The 14,434-nt window shown below is 73.3% G+C and carries 14 protein-coding genes; 5 read left to right on the plus strand and 9 right to left on the minus strand.

Annotation, left to right across the window (positions count from 1 at the left end):
• Positions 1-59 precede the first annotated feature (59 nt).
• Positions 60-1,181 carry a TDT family transporter gene (locus AMK16_RS29655; RefSeq protein ID WP_079191808.1) on the plus strand — a complete coding sequence of 374 codons (1,122 nt, stop codon included), beginning with the start codon at positions 60-62 and terminating at the stop codon, positions 1,179-1,181.
• 38 nt (positions 1,182-1,219) lie between these two features.
• Here the strand turns inward: AMK16_RS29655 and AMK16_RS29660 are convergent, their stop codons facing one another.
• Together AMK16_RS29660 and AMK16_RS29665 are read right to left on the minus strand one after the other, a co-directional pair.
• Positions 1,220-1,936, minus strand: coding sequence for a helical backbone metal receptor (locus tag AMK16_RS29660; RefSeq protein ID WP_073920402.1), 717 nt, complete (start codon positions 1,934-1,936; stop codon positions 1,220-1,222).
• Positions 1,937-1,951: 15 nt separating this feature from the next.
• Entirely contained in the window at positions 1,952-2,500 is a 549-nt protein-coding gene (locus AMK16_RS29665; protein ID WP_073920445.1) for a helix-turn-helix domain-containing protein, read from the minus strand.
• Between the two features lie 318 nt (positions 2,501-2,818).
• Between AMK16_RS29665 and AMK16_RS29670 the strand changes: the two genes are divergently transcribed.
• The 4 genes from AMK16_RS29670 (at position 2,819) to AMK16_RS29685 (ending at position 7,696) form a co-directional block, all read left to right on the plus strand.
• On the plus strand, positions 2,819-3,724 hold the full coding sequence (locus tag AMK16_RS29670; RefSeq protein ID WP_073920403.1) for a 5'-3' exonuclease: 906 nt from the start codon (positions 2,819-2,821) through the stop codon (positions 3,722-3,724).
• A 49-nt stretch (positions 3,725-3,773) separates the two neighbouring features.
• Positions 3,774-4,613, plus strand: a complete 840-nt coding sequence (locus AMK16_RS29675) for a siderophore-interacting protein (protein ID WP_073920404.1) — start codon at positions 3,774-3,776, stop codon at positions 4,611-4,613.
• A 466-nt stretch (positions 4,614-5,079) separates the two neighbouring features.
• Positions 5,080-6,636, plus strand: a complete 1,557-nt coding sequence (locus AMK16_RS29680) for a serine hydrolase (RefSeq protein WP_073920405.1) — start codon at positions 5,080-5,082, stop codon at positions 6,634-6,636.
• A gap of 19 nt (positions 6,637-6,655) precedes the next feature.
• Positions 6,656-7,696, plus strand: a complete 1,041-nt coding sequence (locus AMK16_RS29685; protein WP_079191809.1) for an RluA family pseudouridine synthase — start codon at positions 6,656-6,658, stop codon at positions 7,694-7,696.
• Positions 7,697-7,747: 51 nt separating this feature from the next.
• Here AMK16_RS29685 and AMK16_RS29690 read toward each other — a convergent pair whose 3' ends face one another.
• From AMK16_RS29690 to AMK16_RS29720, 7 genes are all read right to left on the minus strand, one after another.
• Positions 7,748-8,431 carry a TetR/AcrR family transcriptional regulator gene (locus AMK16_RS29690; RefSeq protein ID WP_073920406.1) on the minus strand — a complete coding sequence of 228 codons (684 nt, stop codon included), beginning with the start codon at positions 8,429-8,431 and terminating at the stop codon, positions 7,748-7,750.
• 90 nt (positions 8,432-8,521) lie between these two features.
• Positions 8,522-11,362, minus strand: coding sequence for a DEAD/DEAH box helicase (locus AMK16_RS29695; RefSeq protein ID WP_073920407.1), 2,841 nt, complete (start codon positions 11,360-11,362; stop codon positions 8,522-8,524).
• A gap of 129 nt (positions 11,363-11,491) precedes the next feature.
• Positions 11,492-12,457, minus strand: a complete 966-nt coding sequence (tatC, locus tag AMK16_RS29700; protein WP_073920408.1) for a twin-arginine translocase subunit TatC — start codon at positions 12,455-12,457, stop codon at positions 11,492-11,494.
• Between the two features lie 47 nt (positions 12,458-12,504).
• Positions 12,505-12,792: a Sec-independent protein translocase subunit TatA gene (gene tatA, locus AMK16_RS29705; RefSeq protein WP_073920409.1), complete on the minus strand. Its 288-nt coding sequence runs from the start codon at positions 12,790-12,792 to the stop codon at positions 12,505-12,507.
• Between the two features lie 183 nt (positions 12,793-12,975).
• Positions 12,976-13,176 carry a hypothetical protein gene (locus AMK16_RS29710; RefSeq protein ID WP_073920410.1) on the minus strand — a complete coding sequence of 67 codons (201 nt, stop codon included), beginning with the start codon at positions 13,174-13,176 and terminating at the stop codon, positions 12,976-12,978.
• A 26-nt stretch (positions 13,177-13,202) separates the two neighbouring features.
• Positions 13,203-13,430: a hypothetical protein gene (locus AMK16_RS29715; RefSeq protein WP_073920411.1), complete on the minus strand. Its 228-nt coding sequence runs from the start codon at positions 13,428-13,430 to the stop codon at positions 13,203-13,205.
• A gap of 15 nt (positions 13,431-13,445) precedes the next feature.
• Complete coding sequence (locus tag AMK16_RS29720) at positions 13,446-14,414, minus strand: helix-turn-helix transcriptional regulator (RefSeq protein ID WP_073920412.1); 969 nt, start codon at positions 14,412-14,414, stop codon at positions 13,446-13,448.
• Positions 14,415-14,434 lie beyond the last annotated feature (20 nt).

Genomic DNA, 14,434 nt, shown 5'->3' on the forward strand with positions numbered 1-14,434 from the left:
ATGACCTGATAGAAAGATGACCTCTGCCGGGCGGACCGTCCCGCCACGAGGCTCGTCCCATGGCCACCACCCTCGTGCGACCCCGCACCCCGCGCTCCACCCCCGAGACCGCCCCCCGGGCCCACGAAGCCCTGCGGCAGCTCGGCCCCAACTGGTACGCCACCGTCATGGGCACGGCCATCGTCGCCGTCGCCGGCGCGGCCCTCCCCTATCAGCTCCCCGGCCGGCGCGCGGCCTGCCAGATCGTCTGGGCCCTGTCGGCCGCCGCCCTCGCCGTGCTGCTCACCGCCCGCGCCGGCCACTGGATCCGCCACCGCGACCAGGCCCGCGCCCATCTCCTCGACCCCGCCGTCGCCCCTTTCTACGGCTGTCTCCCGATGGCGCTGCTGGCCGTCGGCGGGGGCACCCTCGTCGTCGGCAAGGACCTCGTCGGGACCGGCGCCGCCGTCGCCGCAGACGCCGTGCTGTTCACCGCCGGCACCGTGATCGGCCTGGTGATGGCGGTGGCGGTCCCGTACCTGATGGTGGTCCGGCACGGGGTCGAGGCCCGGCAGGCCACCCCCGTCTGGCTGCTGCCCCTGGTCGCCCCGATGGTCTCCGCCGCGCAGGGCCCGCTGCTGATCCCCCACCTGCCGGCCGGCCAGCCCCGCGAGGGACTGCTGCTCGCCTGCTACGCCATGTTCGGCATCAGTCTCCTGGCCACCCTGCTGATGCTCCCCCTGGTCTTCGGCCGGCTGCTGGTGGGCGGCCCGCTCCCCCTCTCCCTGACGCCGACGCTCTTCCTGGTCCTCGGCCCGCTCGGTCAGTCCACCACCGCCGTCAACCAGCTCGCCGACGTGGCGCCCCGGTCCATCGGCGCCCCCTACGCCGAAGCGCTGGGCGCCTTCGCGGTCGTCTACGGGGTCCCCGCGATGGGGTTCGCCCTGCTCTGGCTGGTGCTCGCCGCGGCCATGCTGATCCGGGCGGCCCGGGGCGGCATGGGCTTCGCGATGACCTGGTGGGCGCTGACCTTCCCCGTCGGCACCTGCGTCACCGGCGCCGCCGGCCTGGCCCGCCACACCGGTCTGGCCGCCTTCGCGTGGCTCGCCGCGGCCCTCTTCCTCGGCCTGCTCACCGCCTGGCTGGTCGCGGCGGCCCACACCCTGCGCGGTCTGTGCACCGGCCGCCTCCTCGGCGCCTGACCGTCCCACCGGGACGGAACCGCCGCCCGGGCGAAGGCTCAGCCCGCCGCGCGCAGGGCCCGGCCCAGGAGCGCCGGAGCCTCGGCCAGCGAAGGCCCGTACCAGGTCAGGTGCCGGCCGCTGACCAGCGCTGCCGGCAGGCCCGGAAACGCCTCCGGGCCGTCCTCGGCCGTGAAGCGGTACGGCTCGTCGGGGAGCACCACCAGATCGCAGCCGGCGGCGGCGAGCTCCTCGACCGGCACCCGCGGATACCGCTCGGCGTGCCCGGCGTAGACGTTGCGCACCCCCAGCCGCGCCAGCAGGTCACCGGCGAAGGTGTCGCGGCCCAGCACCATCCACGGCCGCCGCCACACCGGTACGACGGCACGCCGTACGCCGGCCGGCTCCACCCGGGCCCACGCGGCCTCGGCATCCGCCAGCCACTTCGGCCTCGTCAGCCCCAGCGCCCCCACCAGTACCCGCTCCAGCTCGCGCAGCGCCTGCGGCAGGTCCCGGATCTCGGTGACCAGCACCTCGATCCCGGCCTCCCCCAGCGCCGCCAGGTCCGCGGCCCGGTTCTCCTCCTCGTTGGCGATCACCAGATCGGGGCGCAGCCCGGTGATCCTGCGCACGTCGGGGTTCTTCGTCCCGCCGATCCGGACCGCGTCGCCCAGGTCCGCGGGGTGCGTGCACCAGTCGGTGACGCCCGCCAGCACACCGGGCGCGCTCACCGCGACCGCCTCGGTCAGCGACGGCACCAGCGAGACGACGCGCACGTCCTTCCCGTCCCCTCAGGTGCCCGGGGAAGGCGGCTCGGAGGTCGCGTGGATGTGCTCGCCCACCGCGACCACCAGGAACCGGGTGTCCTCGGTGACGGCCCGCCACCGGTGGCGCACACCGCCCGACAGGAACAGGGCGTCGCCGGTCTCCAGCCGGTAGGCGCGCCCCTCGGCCTCCACCTGGCAGGCGCCGGAGACCACGTACATCAGCTCGTCGTTGCGGTGCTGGTACTCACCGCCGGCGTCCTGGTCCCCGGTGAACTCCAGCGCGTGCAGCTGGTGGTGGCCGCGGACCAGGGGGCGTACGCCCGGCACCGGCGTGAGCGCGGAATCGTCCCCGGCCCGCACGAGGTCCACCGTGCGCGCGGTGTCGGAGGCGGCCAGCAGCTCGACGGCCGTGGTCTCCAGCGCGTCCGCGACGCGCTCCAGGGAACGCATGCTGGGCCGGGCCCGCTCGTTCTCTATCTGGCTCAGGAAGGGGACCGAGAGGCCGCTGCGCGCCGACACGGCGGCAAGGGTCAGGTGGAGCGCGCGGCGCCGCTTGCGCACGGCGACGCCCACCCGGAGCGGCTCTTTGCCGTCCTTGTCCTTGTCCTTGCCCTTGTCGTCCCTGTCGTCCTTGGCGTCCGGGCCGTCCTTGCCGTCCCTGTCGTCCATTTCGGGGCTGCCCTCCCCATGTCCGTCGCGCATCGGTGTGCTGTAAGCACCTTACGCAGCAACCGCCCCCGGTTTCGCGTGCACGGCTCTTCCCGTACCGCTCCCGTACCGGTCCGCTCACCGTCCGTGGCCCCCGGGCGGGCGGGAGAACCGGCCGTCACGGTGGCCGGGAGCCGCCGCCGCCGTTGCGGCATCATCGTCTGCGTGACGACACGACGCCTGATGCTCCTGGACACCGCTTCCCTCTACTACCGGGCCTACTTCGGTGTGCCGGACTCCGTGAAGGCCCCCGACGGCACCCCGGTCAACGCCGTGCGCGGACTGCTCGACTTCATCGGCCGGCTGGTCCAGGACCACCGGCCGGACGATCTGGTGGCCTGCATGGACGCCGACTGGCGGCCGCAGTGGCGGGTGGAGCTGATCCCCTCCTACAAGGCGCACCGGGTGGCGCAGGAGACGGAGAGCGGCCCGGACGTGGAGGAGACCCCCGACACGCTCGCCCCGCAGGTGCCGATCATCGAGACCGCCCTGGACGCCTTCGGCATCGCCCGTGTGGGCGTGGCCGGTTACGAGGCGGACGACGTGATCGGCACGCTCACCGCCCGCGCGAGCGGCCCGGTGGACATCGTCACGGGCGACCGGGACCTCTACCAGCTGGTGGACGACGCCAAGCGGCGCCGGGTGCTGTACCCCCTCAAGGGGGTGGGCAGCCTCCAGGTGACGGACGAGGCGTGGCTGCGCGAGAAGTACGGCGTGGACGGCCCCGGCTACGCGGACCTGGCGCTGCTGCGCGGGGACCCGAGCGACGGCCTGCCCGGGGTCCCGGGAATCGGCGAGAAGACCGCGGCCAAGCTCCTGGACGCCTACGGCTCGCTGGCCGGGATCATCGCGGCGATCGACGACCCCGCCTCGAAGCTGACCCCCGCGCAGCGCAGGCGCCTGGACGAATCCCGGCCGTATCTGGCGGTGGCTCCCAAGGTGGTCCAGGTGGCCGCGGACGTCCCGCTGCCGGCCTTCGACCCGGCGCTTCCGGCGGTCCCGGCCCAGCCCGATCTGGTCGAGGCCCTTGCCCGCCGGTGGGGCCTGGGAGGCGCCGTGTCGCGCCTGAGCGGCGCGCTGCGCCACTGAGATGCTAACTTAGGTCATCCTAAGTTTCAGGGGAGTCAGGGGAGACACCGTGGCAGAAGGACGCGCCCGCACCGTCGGCACCGCCGTCGTCGTACGCACCGAGCGGCTGACGCCGCACATGGTGCGCATCGTGCTGGGGGGTGACGGCCTGGCCGGATTCGACGCGGGCGAGTTCACCGACCACTACATCAAGATCCTCTTCCCGCCGCAGGGCGTGGCCTACCCCGAGCCGTGGGACCTGCACCGGATCCGGACCGACTTCCCTCGCGCCCAGTGGCCGCGGCAGCGCGCGTACACCGTGCGGAGCTGGGACGCGGAGCACCGGGAGCTGGCCCTCGACTTCGTCGTGCACGGCGACGAGGGCCTCGCCGGCCCGTGGGCGGCGCGGGTCCAGCCGGGCGAGACCGTACGCTTCCTCGGCCCGGGCGGCGCCTACGCCCCGGAGCCGACGGCCGGCTGGCACCTGCTGGTCGGCGACGAGAGCGCGCTGCCGGCGATCGCGGCGGCCATGGAGCGGATGCCGGCGGGCGCGCGGGTCCACGCCTTCGTGGAGGTGGAGGGCCCGGAGGCCGAGCAGAAGGTCTCGACGCCGGACGGGACCGCCCCGGTCTGGATCCACCGCGGCGACCGCCCGATCGGCGAGGCGCTGGTGGAGGCGGTGACGTCGCTGGAGTTCCCGTCCGCGGACGTGCACGCCTTCGTCCACGGCGAGGCGGGTTTCGTCAAGGACCTGCGCCGCCACCTCCGCATGGAGCGGGGCATCCCGCGCGAACGCCTGTCGATCTCGGGCTACTGGCGCCTGGGCGAGACGGACGAAGGCTGGCGTGCGATCAAGCGGGACTGGAACGCCGCGGTGGAAGCCGAACAGGACCACGCCACAGCAGCCTGACCCCCGTTCCCGGCTCCGCACACGATCGAACCGCAGGCCCCGGGAACAAAAACCCACCCCCGCCCACGCCGCAGCCACACCCAGGCCCGCCCGCCTCAACAGCCACACCCGGCCACGCCCGCCTCCGCAGCCAAACCCAGCCCCGCCGGCGTTTGAGGCGCGGGGCCCGGGGCAGCGCCCCGGCAACGCCGCCGCACCACGGCCCACCAGCCCCGCCCAGTCGCAGCCACACCCCGCCCCGCCCGCCTCCACAGCCACACCCAGCCCCGCCGACGCCGCAGCCAAACCCAGCCCCGCCGGCGTTTGAGGCGCGGGGCCCGGGGCAGCGCCCCGGCAACGCCGCCGCACCCCACCACGGCCCGCCCCGCCGCCTCCACAGCCAAACCCAGCGGCGGCGGCACCGCACCGCACCCCCACCGCCCCGCCACCCCGCGCGCCCTCACCCGTCCGGCGGGACAATGGCCTCATGCGTACGCCCAGCCTCCGCACCCTCGCGGCATCGGCGGCCGCCACCGCCCTGCTGGCCACCACAGCGGCAGCGGGGACGGCATCGGCGGCCCCCAGCCCCCCGCCCGCGCCGAAACCCCGGCTCACGGACGCCCAGGTCGACAAGGCGACGGCCCGCCTCGACGGGACCGTCCAGGACATGATGCGCCGCACCGGCGTCCCCGGCGTCTCCGTGGTGGTCGTCCACAACGACAAGGTCGTCCACCTCAAGGGCTTCGGCGTGCGCCGCACCGGCGAGAGCGCCACCGTCGATCCCGACACGGTCTTCCAGATCGCCTCCCTCTCCAAGCCTGTCTCCTCCACCGTCGTGGCCGGCACCCTGACCGACCCCGACCAGTGGGACCGCCACACGTCCCTCCCCGGCTTCTCCCTCAAGGACCCCTGGGTCACCGACCACGTCTCGACCGCCGACCTGTTCTCCCACCGCAGCGGCCTGCCCGACCACGCCGGCGACCTCCTCGAAGACCTCGGATACGACCAGTCGTACATCCTCGACCACCTGCGTCTCGAACCCCTCGCCCCCTTCCGCGCGACCTACGCCTACACCAACTTCGGCTTCACGGCCGCCGCCGAGGCCGTCGCCCGCGCCAAGGGCACCAGCTGGCAGAAGCTCAGCGCCGACACCCTGTTCAAGCCCGCCGGCATGGCCCACACGAGCACCGAGTTCTCGGCCTTCGCCGACGCCCCCGACCACGCCGCCACCCACGTCAGGAACCCGGACGGCACCTGGAGCCCCCGCTACGTCCGCGACCCCGACGCCCAGGCCCCGGCCGGCGGGGTCAGCTCCACCGCCCGCGACATGTCCCGCTGGCTGCGCCTGCAGCTCGCCGGCGGCACCCTCGACGGGAAGCGGATCGTCCCGGCCGACACCCTCGCCCGCACGCATCTGCCCGCCATCGTGTCGCAGCCGCCCTCCGGGCCCGCCGGCCGTACCGGCTTCTACGGCCTCGGCTGGAACGTCTCCTACGACGACGCCGGCCGACTGCGCCTGAGCCACTCCGGAGCCTTCGAGCTGGGCGCGAACGCCAACGTCACCATGCTCCCGCTGGAGCGCCTCGGCATCGTCGTCCTCACCAACGGCGCCCCCGTCGGCCTCGCCGACGCCGTCGCGCTGGACTTCTTCGACGTCGCCGAGCGCGGCAAGGCCACCGCCGACTGGCTGGGCCTGGCCGGCGCGCTGTACGCGCAGATGGACCAGGCGGGCCGCTCCGCCACCGACTACGCCCACCCGCCCGCCTCCGCCAGGCCCGCCCAGAACAGCGCCGCGTACACGGGGGCCTACGACAACCCGTACTACGGCAAGCTCACGGTGAGCGCCGACGACAAGGGCGCGCTCACCCTCGCCCTCGGCCCGAAGCCCCTGCGCTTCCCGCTCGCCCACTACGACGGCGACACCTTCAGCTTCGAGACGACGGGCGAGAACGCGGTCGGCCGCACCGGGGTGACCTTCACCGACGGCACGGTCCGGATCGAGTACCTGGACCACAACCACCTGGGCACCTTCACCCGTCAGTAGCCGCATAGCCTGTCCCACGATGAGACGCAGAGCCCAGGCACCTCCTTCGCCCCTCCCCCAGCGCTCCGGAATCGACCCGGTCCGCTTGCGCCTGCCCCCGGATCCGCGGGGCGCCTGGCCCGACCTCGGCAGCTACCTCGACGCCCACTACGCCGGCGGCCCGGGCGCGGAGGCCATCGGCGCCCTGCTGCGGGCCGGCCGGGTGCTGGGCCCCGGCGGCCGTGTCCTGCGCGCCGGGGACCCGTACGAGCCGGGCGCCTTCCTGTGGTTCCACCGCGACCTTCCCGCGGAGCCGCCGGTGCCCTTCGCGCTCCGCGTCGTCCACCGCGACGCGCACCTGCTGGTCGTGGACAAGCCGCACTTCCTGGCGACGACTCCGCGCGGCAGCCACGTCACCCAGACCGCCCTCGCCCGGCTGCGCGCCGAGCTGGACCTGCCCGACCTGAGCCCGGCGCACCGGCTGGACCGGCTGACCGCAGGGCTGGTGATGTTCAGCATCCGGCCCGGGGACCGCGGGGCGTACCAGCTCCTCTTCCAGCAGCGGCGGGTCCACAAGGAGTACGAGGCCCTCGCGCCCCACGATCCCCGGATCAGCCTTCCGCGCACCGTTCGCAGCCGCATCGAGAAGACCCGCGGGGTCATCGCGGCGACGGAGGTGCCCGGCGGCGAGCCCAATGCGCAGACCGTCGTAGAGCTGACCGGGACGCGGGGCCGACTGGGCCGCTACCGGCTGACGCCGCACACCGGCCGCACCCACCAGCTGAGGGTGCACATGAACGCCCTGGGGCTGCCGATCCTCGGCGATCCGGTGTACCCGCGGGTGACCGATCCCGATCCGCAGGACTACCGGCGCCCCCTCCAACTGCTGTCCCGGGTGCTGGAGTTCACCGATCCGGTCACGGGGGCCGCCCACCGCTTCGAGAGCGGCCGCACCCTCCAGGCCTGGCACGACCGCGCCGGCTGGGAAGCCGGCACCCCGGACACCACGGCCCCGGCACCCGGCGGCGACCCGGCAGCGGCCCGAGGGCAGGAAGGGCACGGTCAGCCCCACAGGCCCTAGCCACACGAGGGGCACCGGAGGCAGGAGAGACGCCAGACGCGCGGGACGCGCCTAGGAGGCGCTACCGGCCACCGGCTCCCGGCAGGCCGCCTCGACGCCGGCGATCCGCAGCGCCGCATCGGCCGTGGCCTCGGCGAAGACGGCCACCGGCCGCGCGGGAGCGGACCGGTGGATCAGCATGACGCCTTCGATCAGCCCGAAGACCAGGTCGTTGCGGATCGCGAGGCCGGCCCGGTCACCGGCCGGCCGGGCGTCCGCACGGGCCGCGCCCAGCAACATCCCGTAGACGCCCTTCAGTTCGCCCCGCATCCGGCGGAACTGCGCGAACCGCCCGCCCCGCACCTCGGGCAGCAGGTAGAGCGCCCCGAGGTCGTACGGGCCCCCGCACAGCAGCAGTACGTCAGAGCGGCACAGCTCCCACAGCCGCCGCGCGGCGGGCCGCCCGGAATCGGCGAGCAACTGCCGGCCCAGCACCAGCGACGGCGCCACCGTGGACTCCAGCAGCTCGGCGAGGAGTTCCTCCTTGCCGCCGAAGTAGTGGTACATCGTTGCCTGGCGCATTCCCGCCCGCTCCGCGACTGCCCGCGTGGTGGTCGCCGCGTATCCCCGGGCGGTGAACAACTCGGCCGCCGCGCAGAGGAGTTCCTCGCGCGGCGGCCGGCCGCTCTGCGGTCTCAGCCGGTCGGCGCGTGGCCGGCCGACCCGTCTCGGCCCTTCGTCCGCTCCCGCACTCATGGCTCGATCGTCGCACAGGGCACGGCGATTCGATCATGGCTGGAGATCAGATCGAGCCGGGCCCGTTCTCGGAGGAACCCCCAAACGCGCCTAGCCGACCGAGCTGTAGGCCACTACACCCCGCAACAGCGCGTCGACGGCCTTGCGGGCATTGCGGGCCACCGTGCTGCCGCTGTCCCCCGAGGACGCGGGAGCCGCCGCCGCGACCTGCCCCAGCACGTCGATGACCTGCTTGCACCAGCGCACGAAGTCGCCGGCCGGCATCTCGGCCTCGCGCAGCACCTCGTCCAGGCTCTTGTCGCTGGCCCACTGGTACGCCGCCCATGCGAAGCCGAGGTCCGGCTCGCGCTGGCCCACGCCCTCCGCCTGGTTGATGCGGTGTTCCTCCTCCAGGGCATCGAGCCGGCCCCAGATGCGGACCATCTCGCCGAGCGCCGCCTTCGCCGCGCCGCCCGGCACCTTCGGCGCGACCGCGTCGTCGGACTGCCGCGCCTCGAAGACCAGCGCCGAGACGCAGGCGGCCAGTTCGGCCGGGCTCAGGCCCTCCCAGATGCCCGCGCGCAGGCACTCGGAGGCGAGCAGGTCCAGCTCGCCGTAGAGCCGGGCGAGCCGCCTGCCGTGCACGGTGACCTCGTCCTCGCGCAGGTAGTCCAGCTCCGTCAGGAGCGCGTGGATCCGGTCGAAGGTGCGGGCGATGGTGTTCGTCCGGCCCTCGATGCGCCGCTCCAGCTGCTGGGTGTCCCGCTTGAGCCGGTGGTAGCGCTCCGCCCAGCGGGCGTGGTCCTCGCGCTCGTCGCAGCCGTGGCACGGGTGCGCCCGCAACTCGGCCCGCAGCCGGGCGATCTCGCGGTCGTCGGCCGCGGCCGCCCGGCCGCGGCCCCGCCGCTCCGGCGCGATGTGCCCGGCCTTGGTCCGCAGCTGGGAGGCGAGGTCGCGACGGGACTGCGGTGAGCGGGCGTTGAAGGTCTTGGGGATGCGCATCCGGTCGATGGCCTCCACCGGAACCGGGAAGTCGATCGCGGCGAGCCGCTTGACCTGCCGCTCGGCGGTGAGCACCAGCGGGCGCGGGCCCTCGGCGTACTCGTACCCCCGGTGCCCGTTGACCCGCCCGGCCGGCACGCCCGGATCCAGGACCAGCGCGAGCCCGGCGAACTTGCCCGTCGGCACGTGGATGATGTCGCCCGGCTTGAGCTTCTCCAGCGAACCGACGGCCTGCACCCGGCGCTGGGCCGCGCCCTGCTTGGCCAGCTCCGTCTCCCGGTCCTTGAGGTCGCGGCGCAGCTGCGCGTACTCCTCGAAGTTCCCCAGGTGACAGGTCATGCCCTCCTGGTAGCCCTCCAGGCCCTCTTCGTTGCGCTGCACCTGCCGGGAGATCCCGACGACGGACCGGTCGGCCTGGAACTGCGCGAAGGAGGTCTCCAGCAGCTCGCGCGAGCGGTGCCGCCCGAACTGGCTGACCAGGTTCACGGCCATGTTGTACGACGGCTTGAAGCTGGAGCGCAGCGGATACGTACGGGTACCCGCCAGCCCGGCGAGCGCCACCGGGTCCATGCCCCGCTGCCACAGCACCACGGCGTGGCCCTCGACGTCGATGCCGCGCCGGCCGGCCCGGCCGGTCAGCTGGGTGTACTCACCGGGGGTGATGTCGGCGTGCTGTTCGCCGTTCCACTTGACCAGCTTCTCCAGGATCACCGTGCGGGCGGGCATGTTGATGCCCAGCGCCAGGGTCTCGGTGGCGAAGACGGCCTTGACCAGGCCCCGTACGAAGAGCTCCTCCACGACCTCCTTGAAGGTGGGCAGCATGCCCGCGTGGTGCGCGGCGATGCCCCGCTCCAGGCCTTCGAGCCACTCGTAGTAGCCCAGGACGTGCAGGTCATCGGTGGGGATGGAGGCGGTGCGCGTCTCGACGATCTCGCGGACCTTCAGCCGCGCGGATTCGTCGTTGAGCCGCAGGCCCGCGTACAGGCACTGCTGCACGGCGGCCTCGCAGCCGGCCCGGCTGAAGATGAAGTTGATGGCGGGCAGCAGGCCGTCCCCGTCGAGGCGGGCGATGACCTCGGGGCGGGAGGGCGTCCAGATCCGGCCCCGGGAGCGGCGCTCGCGCTCGCGGTCCGCCTCGCGGACCATCTTGCCGCGCCGGCGGTCCTTGGGACTGTAGGTGCGGCTGTTCTCCTCGCGGGCCATGCGCAGCAGGTCGGGATTGACCTCCCGGCGGGCGGAGCCGCGGCCTCCGTGGTCCGACTCCTCCTCGAAGAGGTCGTAGATCCGGCGGCCTGCCATGACGTGCTGCCACAGCGGTACGGGCCGCTCCTCCGAGACGATCACCTCGGTGTCGCCGCGCACGGTGTCCAGCCAGTCGCCGAACTCCTCCGCGTTGGACACGGTGGCCGACAGCGACACCAGGGTCACCGATTCGGGCAGGTGGATGATCACCTCTTCCCAGACGGCTCCGCGGAACCGGTCGGAGAGGTAGTGCACCTCGTCCATCACGACGTAGCCGAGGCCGCGCAGCGACTGCGAGCCCGCGTACAGCATGTTGCGGAGCACCTCGGTGGTCATCACGACCACCGGCGCCTCGGAGTTGACGCTGTTGTCGCCGGTGAGCAGGCCCACCTTGTCGGCGCCGTAGCGCCTGGCGAGGTCGGCGTACTTCTGGTTCGACAGGGCCTTGATGGGCGTCGTGTAGAAGCACTTGCGGCCCTGCTGGAGGGCCAGGTGCACGGCGAACTCGCCGACGATCGTCTTGCCCGAGCCGGTCGGCGCGGCCACCAGGACGCCCTTGCCGGCCTCCAGCGCCTTGCAGGCTTCGACCTGGTAGGGGTCCAGATCGAATTCGTACATGTCCCGGAAGGGGTGCAGCGCGGTGGCCTCTTCGGCGGCGCGGATCCGGGCAGCGGCGTACCGCTCGGCGGGTGAGAGTTCTTCGGTCATCTTGCTGTCGAGCCTACCCGTCGCCCCTGACAACAGTCGCGATCATTTAGGGGGGAGGGCCCGTACCGCCCCGGGCAGGCGGGGGCGGCGCCCGGACGGTCCCGGACGGCGCCTCCCGGCGGCCGCCCGTCAGGTCGCGTCGTCGTACCCGTCGAGCCGCTCGCCCACGCCGTCGGTGCGGCCCGGCAGGGCCGCCGGGGCGGGGACCGGTTCCAGGGCGCCGATCGGGGCGGGGGTCAGGTCCAGCTCGGAGGCTTCGTCGTCGTCCAGGCCCGCGTCGGGGTTGCCGCGCGCCCGCCTGCGGTCGTTGACCAGGCAGATGCCGAGCGCGACGAAGTACAGGGCCACGATAGGGGCGGCCAGCGACAGCATGGTGAGGGGGTCGCCCGTGGGGGTCGCGAAGGCGGCGAAGACCGTGATGCCCAGGACCATGGCGCGCCACCAGCTCGCCAGCCGCTTCGCGGTGAGCACACCGGTCACGTTCAGCAGGATCAGCAGCAGCGGCAGCTCGAAGGCCAGGCCGAAGACGACGACCATCCGCGTGACCAGGTCGAGGTAGTCGTCGACCGGCAGCAGGTTGCGCGCGTTCTCGGGGGTGAAGTCGAGCAGGATGACGGCGGTCTGCGGAAGGATCTTGTACGCGAGGACCGCACCGGCGCCGAAGAGGGGGGCGCCGACCGCGACGAAGCTGACCGCGTACTTCTTCTCGTGGCTGTGCAGGCCGGGGGCGGTGAAGGCCCACAGCTGGTAGAGCCACACCGGCGCGGAGAGGACCACGCCCGCGGTGAGGGAGACCTTCAGGGCGATCGAGAAGGGCGCGATCAGACCGTTCACGGTCATGTCGGCGCAGGGGCGACCGTTGCGCTGGGAGACCACCCCGTCGGTGCAGCCGACGGAGTCCAGCATCGGCTTCAGCATGAAGTCGATGAGGTCCTTGTAGAAGAAGGCCGCCACGGCGGTGATCACGAGGATCGCCAGGACCGACTTCAGCAGACGGTTTCGCAGCTCACGCAGGTGCTCGACGAGAGGCATGCGCCCTTCGGCGTCCTTGGCCTGTCGTCCTTGCTTCCCCTGCTTGCGGGCAGACTTGAGCAACCCACGTCCCTTGTCTCGTTGCAGATGACTGACGCGTCCGGCTGGTGTCAGCCCTGGGTGGTGCGGTTCGGCTCGCTGACGGGCCGGGAACTGGTGACGTCGCCGGGCGCGGCCTGGATGGTGCGCGGGGCGACGGGCTGCTGCGGGGCCTGGTCCGCGACCGGGGCCGCGTCCTCTGCTTCGCCGTCCTTCTTCATGGCCTTCGCCTCGCTCTTGAGGATGCGGGCCGACTTGCCGAGCGAGCGCGCCATCTCGGGGAGCTTCTTGGCGCCGAACAGCAGGACGATGACAGCGATGATCAGAAGGATCTCGAGGGGCTTCAGATTGCCGATCATGTGTGTCTTCCTTCTCACCGAAACGGCTGGTTGTGGTGGCCCTGGTCGGTCCGGACCCATATCCGGTAACCGCTCAGGCAAGGATCGTAACCCCCGGGGGTTAACGCCCGGCAATCCCCCGGGGTACCCCCGCTTGCGCGCGGGCCGGTCGCCGACGCCCCCGTCACCCGTGTTCGTCCTGCTTCACGGTCGTGCGGCGCGACCCGCCCGGGCCAGATCGGCCGCGGCCCGCTCCAGATCCTCCGACGCGTCGGCGATCCGCCCGCTGGCCCGTGCGACCTGCGCGGAAAGCCTGCGGACCGCCACGAAGACACGGACCGCGGGCACGGCGAGGACGACGAGCCCGAGGAAGCCGAGGGCAATTGCGAACATGGGCCACAGCATGGGACGAGCCTAGGCCACCGCCGCCCTCACACGCTGCGCAGGGTGCGCACCCCGCCGCCCGTCAGGAGTTCCACAATCCGCTCACCTGCGGGTTTACGGACCGCAGCGCCGCATTCGGGACAGGTGAAGGAGTAGAAGGTGGTCCGCCGGCTGCCGCCGATGGCCAGCCGCAAGGCGCCCGCTTCCAGCTCGAAGCGGGCGCGGCAGTCGGGACAGGCCGCCTTGAACGCGACGGCTCCGGACGTAGGCGACATCGGCCGCTGCTCCCCTCAGACCTGTTCCCCGTACCCCGCGAGTGCTTCTCGAGCCGCCTTCCGCGCGCTCTCCGCCAGCTCTGCGGGGGCCACGATCCGTCCCTCCCGGCCGAGCCGCAGCGCGAGCCGGCGCAGCGAGGCCGGGTCCGGGCTGCGCAGCGTGATCCGCAGGCCCCCCTCGGCCAGTTCCTCGGCGCTGTCGTGGGGGTAGTACTCGGCGACCCAGCGCCCGCCCGGGCCCACCTCGACCACGACCTCGGGGTCCTCCGCGGCGGGCTGGACCAGGCCCTCGGACAGGTCGCGCGGCTCGATGGCGGGCGGCTCGGCCCGCTCGTCCAGGAGCCGGATCTCCGCGACCCGGTCGAGGCGGAAGGTGCGCCGGGCCTCGGAGAGGTGGCACCACCCCTCCATGTAGGTGTGCCCGACCGCGAAGAGCCGGATCGGGTCGACCTTGCGCTCGGTGAGCTCGTCGCGCGCGGGCGAGTAGTAGCGCAGCCACAGCCGGCGGCGCTCCGCGATGGCCCGGTCCACGTCGGCGAAGACCCCGCCCTCGGACTCGAAGGTCACCGACAGCCGGGAGCTGGCCCCGGCGGCCTCGCCGGCCGCCGCCTCCAGCTTGGCGGTGGCCCGCAGGAGCGCGTCGCGGTCGCTCTCGCGCAGCCCGGGCAGCGTCGCGACCGCGCGGGCGGCGACCAGCAGCGCGGTCGCCTCGTCGGCGGCCAGGCGCAGCGGCTCGGCGGTGGACTCCCCCGAGGCGTCGGGGTTGCGCCACCAGATGCGCTCCCCGTCGGTGTCGATGTCGAGCAGGTCCCCGCCCCGGAAGCTGGTCCCGCACATGGGGAGCACGTCGAGGTCCGAGATCAGCTCGTCCTCGGTGATCCCGAAGGCGCGGGCGACGTCGGCGACGTGCGCGCCGGGGCGCTCGCGCAGGTAGGTCACCAGGGACAGCATCCGGCGGGTCTGGTCGATGGCGTTGGCAGCCATGCTGGTACGTCTCCCCCTCA

Source organism: Streptomyces sp. CB00455 (assembly GCF_001905445.1).
In the GTDB taxonomy this organism is placed as follows: domain Bacteria; phylum Actinomycetota; class Actinomycetes; order Streptomycetales; family Streptomycetaceae; genus Streptomyces.

Bases quoted from the DNA above. Each gene is read 5' to 3' on its own strand.
- AMK16_RS29655 (WP_079191808.1), top strand. From the start codon at position 60: ATGGCCACCACCCTCGTGCGACCCCGCACCCCGCGCTCCACCCCCGAG.
- AMK16_RS29670 (WP_073920403.1), top strand. From the start codon at position 2,819: ATGCTCCTGGACACCGCTTCCCTCTACTACCGGGCCTACTTCGGTGTG.
- AMK16_RS29680 (WP_073920405.1), top strand. From the start codon at position 5,080: ATGCGTACGCCCAGCCTCCGCACCCTCGCGGCATCGGCGGCCGCCACC.
- AMK16_RS29685 (WP_079191809.1), top strand. From the start codon at position 6,656: ATGAGACGCAGAGCCCAGGCACCTCCTTCGCCCCTCCCCCAGCGCTCC.
- AMK16_RS29690 (WP_073920406.1), bottom strand. From the start codon at position 8,431: ATGAGTGCGGGAGCGGACGAAGGGCCGAGACGGGTCGGCCGGCCACGC.
- AMK16_RS29695 (WP_073920407.1), bottom strand. From the start codon at position 11,362: ATGACCGAAGAACTCTCACCCGCCGAGCGGTACGCCGCTGCCCGGATC.
- tatA (WP_073920409.1), bottom strand. From the start codon at position 12,792: ATGATCGGCAATCTGAAGCCCCTCGAGATCCTTCTGATCATCGCTGTC.
- AMK16_RS29710 (WP_073920410.1), bottom strand. From the start codon at position 13,176: ATGCTGTGGCCCATGTTCGCAATTGCCCTCGGCTTCCTCGGGCTCGTC.
- AMK16_RS29715 (WP_073920411.1), bottom strand. From the start codon at position 13,430: ATGTCGCCTACGTCCGGAGCCGTCGCGTTCAAGGCGGCCTGTCCCGAC.
- AMK16_RS29720 (WP_073920412.1), bottom strand. From the start codon at position 14,414: ATGGCTGCCAACGCCATCGACCAGACCCGCCGGATGCTGTCCCTGGTG.